This is a genomic window from Terriglobales bacterium (assembly GCA_035543055.1).
Taxonomy (GTDB): Bacteria; Acidobacteriota; Terriglobia; order Terriglobales; family Acidobacteriaceae; genus JAIQFD01.
The window spans coordinates 1-6,855 of record DATKKJ010000192.1; the positions used below are offsets into that span (position 1 = coordinate 1).

General features: G+C 64.1%; 6 protein-coding genes. 1 reads left to right on the top strand and 5 read right to left on the bottom strand.

Annotation, left to right across the window (positions count from 1 at the left end):
• The 5 genes from VMS96_12770 to tatB form a co-directional block, all read right to left on the bottom strand.
• Window positions 1-841, bottom strand: an 841-nt coding sequence (locus VMS96_12770; GenBank protein ID HVP44299.1) for a TerC family protein, incomplete at its 3' end; no start/stop codon positions are given.
• Window positions 842-895: 54 nt separating this feature from the next.
• The gene (locus VMS96_12775; protein HVP44300.1) at window positions 896-2,716 is read right to left on the bottom strand and encodes a sodium:solute symporter family protein; all 1,821 of its coding nucleotides are present in this window, start codon (window positions 2,714-2,716) and stop codon (window positions 896-898) included.
• 62 nt (window positions 2,717-2,778) lie between these two features.
• Window positions 2,779-3,744: a M28 family peptidase gene (locus VMS96_12780; protein HVP44301.1), complete on the bottom strand. Its 966-nt coding sequence runs from the start codon at window positions 3,742-3,744 to the stop codon at window positions 2,779-2,781.
• A complete protein-coding gene (gene tatC / locus VMS96_12785) occupies window positions 3,744-4,538 on the bottom strand; it encodes a twin-arginine translocase subunit TatC (GenBank protein HVP44302.1) in 795 nt (264 codons plus the stop codon). Before tatC ends, VMS96_12780 begins: the two co-directional genes overlap by 1 nt.
• Window positions 4,528-4,884 (bottom strand): Sec-independent protein translocase protein TatB, encoded by a 357-nt coding sequence (tatB, locus tag VMS96_12790; GenBank protein ID HVP44303.1) that lies wholly within the window; start codon window positions 4,882-4,884, stop codon window positions 4,528-4,530. Before tatB ends, tatC begins: the two co-directional genes overlap by 11 nt.
• Window positions 4,885-5,106: 222 nt before the next feature.
• Between tatB and VMS96_12795 the strand changes: the two genes are divergently transcribed.
• Window positions 5,107-6,708, top strand: a complete 1,602-nt coding sequence (locus tag VMS96_12795) for a S41 family peptidase (GenBank protein HVP44304.1) — start codon at window positions 5,107-5,109, stop codon at window positions 6,706-6,708.
• The last annotated feature ends 147 nt before the right edge of the window (window positions 6,709-6,855 follow it).

Below are 6,855 nucleotides of genomic sequence, written 5' to 3' on the forward strand. Positions count from 1 at the left end.
CCAGCATCTTGGCCCCGATGAACATGAGGATGACGGCCAGCCCGTAGTGAAGATAGTGGAAGAGGTCCATCATCCCGGCCAGGGCGAAATAAAGCGACCTTAGCCCCAGGACCGCGAACACATTCGAGGTGTACACGATGAAGGGATCGCGGGTGACCGCCAGTACGGCAGGGATGGAATCGGTGGCGAACAACACGTCGGTGCTTTCCACCAGCACCAGCACCAGCATCAGCGGGGTCGCAAACCAGCCGTCGGGACGGCGCACCAGGAAGCGGTCCGATTCGTAATCGTGGGTCACCCGCACGACCTTCCGGAACCAGCGCAGCACGCGGCTATCCTTGGGATTGACCGACGCTCCGTGCTGAAACATCAGGGTCAGCCCGGTATAGACCAGGAACGCTCCGAAGAGGTAGATGATCCACTCGAAGCGGCGGATGAGCGTCACCCCGGCGGCGATGAAGATGGCGCGCATGATGAGGGCGCCCAGGATCCCCCAGAACAGCACCTTGTGCTGGTTCTGCTTGGGCACCGCGAAGTGGCGGAAGATCAACAGGAAGATGAAGAGGTTATCGACGCTGAGCGATTCCTCGATCAGGTACCCGGTGAGGAACTCCAGCGCCAGCTCGGAGTTCGCCCGCTTCCAATCGCCGGTCATGTGGTGCCCGTAGAAGTACACGAGCACGGCGAAAGTGCCCGCCAGGGCGATCCACACCACCGTCCAGGTCAGCGCCTCCCGGAAGCGGACGACGTGCGCCTTGCGGTGGAAGACTCCCAGGTCCAGCAGGAGCATCGCCACCACGAACCCGTTGAACAGGACCCAGAACAGCCAGTTTCCGGCCATTCACCTTTTCCCCGGCGGGCATTGTAAATGGAGATCCATCCGGTAGAGACGCCGTCAGGGCGTCTTATGAGCATCGCCAGTCAACGTCTCCCACCCGCGCCGTTCCAGGTCCCAGAAGATGAACCCGATGCAGGCCGCGGCCAGCGCCAGCAGCGCCAACCCGGGCGCGATCCGTCCGAAAACCAGGTGTCCGATCCCGAACAGGGCGGAGTAGATCATGGCGCAGCCGACCACCCAATTCAGCGCCGCCCAGCGCAAGCTCTGGCGAGACCTGTGTTTGGCGGCGAAGGCGCGCCAGCCGATCGCGGCCGGCTGCACCTTGTCATAAAACGACTGCAGCTTCTCGGCGGGTTCCGGAGGGGTCAGGTAGGTCACGATCATCCAGGAGACGGTGGTGAAGGCCGTGGTCAGGATCATGAGCCAGGCAAAGCCGTGGGCATCGTCCGGGTTCAGCGGCGACGCCGGGAGCAGCGCGTCGATCCTTCGCAACGCGGCCACGACCGGGCTCGACCAGCGCGACTGCAGGTAGAGTGACGACAGTCCGGCGGCGGTCATGGCACTCACTTCCGACCAGGCATTGATGCGCCACCAGAACCAGCGCAGGATGAAGACCAGCCCCGCGCCCGCCCCGATAGCGATCAGGAACTTCCAGGCCCCACCGATCGAATCCATGTAGAAGGCGCAAACCGCCGCCACCACCGTCACCAGCACCGTCGCTACCCGCGATGCGACCACGTAGTGCCGCTCGCTCTCTCCTTGGCGCAGGAAGCGCCGATAGAAGTCGTTGATCAGATAGGACGCCCCAAGGTTGATGTGGGTGCCGATGGTGGACATGAAAGCGGCGGCGAAGCCCGCCAGCATCAGCCCGCGCAGGCTGGGCGGCAGGTGCGTCACCATCACCTGCAGGTAGCCGGCCTCGGGATCGCGCAGGTTGGGATACAGCGCCACCGACACCAGCGCAGCCACGATCCACGGCCAGGGCCGCAGTGCATAGTGCGCGATGTTGAAAAAGAGCGTGGCTCCCAGGGAATGGCGCTCATTCTTGGCGCAGAAGATGCGCTGCGCGATGTACCCGCCCCCGCCCGGCTCGGCGCCCGGATACCAGCTCGCCCACCAGTTGATGCTGAGGAACACCAGGAAGGTCAGGAACAGGTCGGAACCCCGCGCCGGGAAGAAGCTCAGAGTGTCGCGGTGCAGCGCGGCATCCTGGGCAGCGATCCTGGTGGTGAGCCCGGCCATGCCGCCCACCGCCGCCGCCGCGAACCCCGCCAGCGCGATCACCATGGTCATCTTCAGGATGAACTGGACGAAGTCCGTCCACAGCACTGACCACAGTCCCGATACCGCGGTGTAGATCAGCGTCAGCGCCGCAATGGCCAGCGCCAGCAGCAGCGCATGCAGCTTGTCGAGGCCCAGGGTGATCTCCAGCACCTTGGCCATCGCCAGGTAGACCCAGCCCATGATGATGGTATTCACCGGCAGGGCAAGATACAGCGCGCGGAAACCGCGCAGGAAGGCCGCCGGCTTGCCGGCATAGCGCAGCTCCGCGAATTCCATGTCGGTGAGCACCCCGGCCCGGCGCCACAGCCGGGCGAAAAAGAACACGGTCATCATGCCGCTGAGCGCCATCGCCCACCACAACCAGTTGCCGGCGATCCCGTTCTTGTAGACCAGTCCAGTGACCACCAGCGGGGTGTCGGCGCCGAAGGTGGTGGCCACCATGGAGGTCCCCGCCAGCCACCAGGGCACACTGCGTCCGGAGACGAAGAACTCCCCCACGCTGCCGCTGGCCCGCCGGTAGTAATGGAAGCCGATGGCGAGATTGACGGCGAAGTAGGCGACGAGGACGATCCAGTCGAGGGCGGTGAGTTGCACGTTGCTCCACTCTTACCACGGAAGAGAGACGGCGGGCGACTGGAATCCTGCAAGCCGGCGGCTTAACGCTGGTCGAGCAGGCGCACCGTCTCCAGCACGACGTCGCCTGCGATCTTCAGGCTCTTGGGGCTCAGCTTGTCCAGGGTGTCCTGGTCGGTGTGGTGGAGTGCGTTGCCGTAGCCATAATCGATGTCGATGATGTCGGCCACCGGGACGCCGGCCCGCTTGAAGGGCAGATGGTCATCTTCGACGGCGGTGTCGGTCGCGAAGAAGTGCGACTGGTAGCCCAGGTTCGATGCCGCCTTGTACACCAGATCCTCGAGCCCCGCGGTCGAATTCTCGTCGCGCTGGATGTCGAGCTCGGCGTCGCCGATCATGTCGGTCAGCAGGAACGCCTTGATCTTCTTCAGCGTGCCGTCTTTCTGCCACTTCTCCGCCAGGTGCCTGCTGCCGTAGACGCTGTCCTCCGGCGACCAGTGGCGCACCGCTTCCTCCCCGTCGAACCACACCAGCCAGACGCTGTATCCCTCGCGCTTTCCACGCAGATGATGGCCCAGCTCCAGCAACAAGCCGGTGGTGGCCCCGCCATCGTTCGCACCCACGAAGTCCGGCCGGCCGTACAGGGTGTCGTAATGCGAGCCGATGACGATGATGCCGTCCTTTTTTCCTGGATACTTGGCGATGATGTTGCGCATGGGGAACGCTCCGGCGGGGGTTTGGGCGGTGAATTCGTCGCTCTCCACCTGGTCGCCCTTGAGCTGCGCCAGGATGTAACCCTCCAGCTTCTTGTGGGCCGGGCTGCCGATAGGCCGGGGCCCGAAGGCCACCACCTCGCGCACGTACTTCATGGCCCGTTGGGCGTCGACCCTGGGCGCGGTACCGCCCGGGTCCGGCACGGTGGCAGCGGGCGTTTCCGGTTGGGCAGAGCGGCCTTCGGCGGCGCTACTTTTCGGGTTTCCGTTGCTTCGCGTGCACCCGCCCATCGCCAGCAGCACCAACGCGACCAGTGCGAAAAGCGTGCTTCTCATCAGGCCCCGGCTTTTGCTTTGCGCCGCTTGGGGTGGGCGAACCAGGCGATCCCGATGCTCAGCAGGTACAGCACGATCATGGGCGCCGCGAAGATGCACATGTTGAGGATGTCGGTAGTGGGCGTCAGGATGGCGGCGATGATGAAGATCACCAGGATCGAATAGCGGAAGTTGCGCCACATCCAGCCGGGGCTTATCACCCCCATCAACGACAGGAAGAACACCAGGATGGGCAGCTCAAAGATCACACCCAGGCCGATGATCACGGTCAGGAACAGGTCGGTGTATTCCCCGATGGTGATCATGGGCTGGAACTGCTCGCCATAGCCGATCAGGAAATCGAGCGCCGCCGGGTAGACCAGCTTGTATCCGAAGTAGCCGCCCGCCACGAACAGGAAGACGGTCATCACCATGAACGGCACCACGTAGCGCTTCTCGTTGCGGTAGAGGCCCGGGGCGATGAACGCCCACACCTGGTAGAGGATGAAGGGCGAGGCCAGGAACAATCCGGCGAGCAGGCCGACCTTCAAGTAAAGGTTGAAGGGTTCGGTGGGGTTCAGGTAGACCAGTTGCTCGCTCTTGTGATGGGCCCGCAGCGCCGCCACCACCGGCGCCTGCACGTAGGCGTAGATCCGCTCGGCGTAGTACCAGGCCGCCCCGAAGCCCACCCCAACCGCCAGCAACGAGTAGATGATGCGCCGGCGCAGTTCCTCCAGGTGCTCCAGGAAGCTCATGCCGGGCAGTTCCGGCCGGGTGGAGGGAGGCTCAGGCGCCGCCGCTGTCTCAAGCGCCATGCCGCTCCTCGGGCTCCGCGGAGGGGGCCGTCATGCTTTCCCCGGAACCGTTGCTCGGGGCGGCCGCGGGATGCGGGGCATCGTAGGCCGGGCTATCACGCGGGATGGTTTCCAGGGCGATGGGCTTGGGCTCAGGCGGGTCCGGCGGCGCGATCTTCTTGCGCGCTTCTTCGCTTTCCATGTTGCGGATCTCGTCTTCGAGTTGCGACTTGAACTCGTTGCTGGCCCGCTTGAACTGGGTCAGGGCCTCGCCGATCTGACGGCCGATCTCCGGCAACCTCTTCGGGCCGAATACCAGCAGGGCCACGAAGAAGATGAAGATCATCTCCGAGAAACCGAGGTTCATAGGCAGATGATACCAGCAGGGCGGCGGGTGGAAGGGCGTACCGACTTGCCGTCCGGCTCATTCCCATCCGCCTTCCGGCTCTGAAATCCCGCACCCGCCGAGGTATCCGACGCATCTTACAACCTAAGCAGCGGGAAAAGCAGGGCTTAGAAGCGCGCTTCCCGTGCTATACTGCGGGAAAGTGGGACGATTTTTGTCCTCCCTGCTGAAGGAACCCGAAACATGGCCGGTCGTTCTCGTCGCTCTCTCCTTCTGATCGTCTTTGTCATCCTGTTTTGTGGCGCACTGGGAGCTGTTTTTGGACAGCGGGTGACCGGCTCCGCCCAGAACAGCGACGCCGACATCCGCGACAGCCTGCGCGAATTCTCGCAGGTGTACGACGTCGTGGAGCAGAACTATGCCGAGCCGGTGAACGCCGACAAGGCCATCTATAACGGCGCCATCCCGGGCATGCTCCACGTGCTCGATCCGCACTCCAATTTCTTCGATCCCAAGTCCTATTCCCTGCTCCGCGAGGAGCAGCGCGGCAAGTACTACGGCGTGGGCATGCAGGTGGGGCCGCGCAACAACAAGGTCATCGTGATCGCGCCCTTCGTGGGCACGCCCGCCTATCGCGCCGGCATCCGGCCCGGCGACGTCATCATTGCGGTGGACGGTAAGCCCACCGACAACCTGACCACCAGCGAAGTGGCCGAGTTGCTGAAAGGCCCCAAGGGGACCACCGTCCGCATCACCATCTTGCGCGAAGGCTCGGAGAAGCCGCTGGAATTCAAAGTCGTCCGCGACGAGATCCCGCGCGCCAGCGTCGATCTGCACTTCATGATCAAGCCGGGCATCGGATACATGCACGTCTCCGGCTTCAATGAGACCACCGACAAAGAGGTCGCGGAGGCGCTCGACGCCTTCGGCGATCTGAAGGGCCTGGTGCTCGACCTGCGCCAGAATCCCGGCGGGCTGCTGAGCGAGGGCGTCGGAGTGGCCGACAAGTTCCTGCCCAAGGGCGCGGTCATCGTCTCCCACCACGGCCGCTCCAGCCCGGAGAAGGTCTACCGCGCCGCCCACGGCAACGGCGGCAAGGACTTCCCGCTGGTCGTGCTGGTGAACCGCGGGACCGCTTCGGCGGCCGAGATCGTCGCCGGCGCCATCCAGGACCACGACCGCGGCCTGATCGTCGGCGAGACCACCTTCGGCAAGGGATTGGTGCAGACCGTCTATCCCCTCTCCGAGAACACCGGCCTGGCCCTGACCACCGCCAAGTACTACACCCCCAGCGGCCGCCTGATCCAGCGCGACTACACCGGCGTCTCCCTCTACGACTACTACTACAACCGGGAGAACGGCGACAGCAACGGCAACAAGGAAGTCCGCATGACCGACAGCGGGCGCACCGTGTACGGCGGCGGCGGCATCACCCCCGACGTCAAGCTCCCATCCCAGAAGAGCAACCGCTTCCAGGAAACCCTGCTGCAACACTACGTCTTCTTCAACTTCGCCAAGCACTACCTCATCAACCGCCACATCCAGAAGGATTTTCAGGTGGATGAGCAGGTAATGAACGAGTTCCGCAAGTTCCTCGACGAGCAGAAAGTTCCTTTCACCGAGGCCGAGCTGCTGGAGAACAACGATTGGGTGCGCACCAACATCAAGAGCGAATTGTTCATCAGCGAGTTCGGCCAGCAGGAAGGCCTGCGGGTGCGCGCCGAGGGCGATCCGCACGTGCTGAAGGCGCTCGAGCTGATGCCCCAGGCCAAGGCCCTGGCGGAGAACGCCAAGAAGATCATCGCCGAGAAGGCCCAGGCCCGGGCCACGGCCAATAACCAGTAGCCCGCGGTCACGGAATGACAAGCCCCGCCTCCGCGGGGCTTTGGTCTTGCTGCCGGAATGCCGCCGCTAGCGGCGCCGGCCGCCGGTGATCATCATTCCCGCCCCGCCGAGGATCATCACCGCGCTGACGATGGGTGGGACCTTCTC